Origin of the sequence: Paraburkholderia sp. SIMBA_030 (genome assembly GCF_046535245.1) — a bacterium.
GTDB lineage: Bacteria > Pseudomonadota > Gammaproteobacteria > Burkholderiales > Burkholderiaceae > Paraburkholderia.
Map to the genome: position 1 here is coordinate 1 of NZ_JAWRXB010000255.1, position 309 is coordinate 309.

Here is a 309-nt window from a genome sequence, read left to right on the forward strand (position 1 = left end):
AGCACCGCATATGCCAGGAAGATCGCAAGGCCTGTCGTCAGGCAGATGGCGACGATGAGGACCGCCACCGAACCCGGTGCGCCCTGCGGCATGCCGAGCGCGATGATGGCGAGCCAGGCAAAGATCGCCTTCGGATTGGTGACGTGGATACCGTAACCCTTGAGCAGCAGGGCGCGCGCCGATAGCGGCTTCACTTCCTGCGCTTGCTGAAGGTCATTTCCAGCACGCATCGCCTTGAAGGCCTTGTAGGCGAGGTAGAGCAGATAAAGCCCGCCGAAGACCTTCAAAATCTCTAGCGCGATCGCATAG

Annotated in this window: 1 protein-coding gene; it reads right to left on the minus strand. The window is 60.5% G+C overall.

Annotation, left to right across the window (positions count from 1 at the left end):
* A partial coding sequence (locus tag SB772_RS39895) for a LysE family translocator (protein WP_410838504.1) occupies positions 1-309 on the minus strand: 309 nt, incomplete at both ends.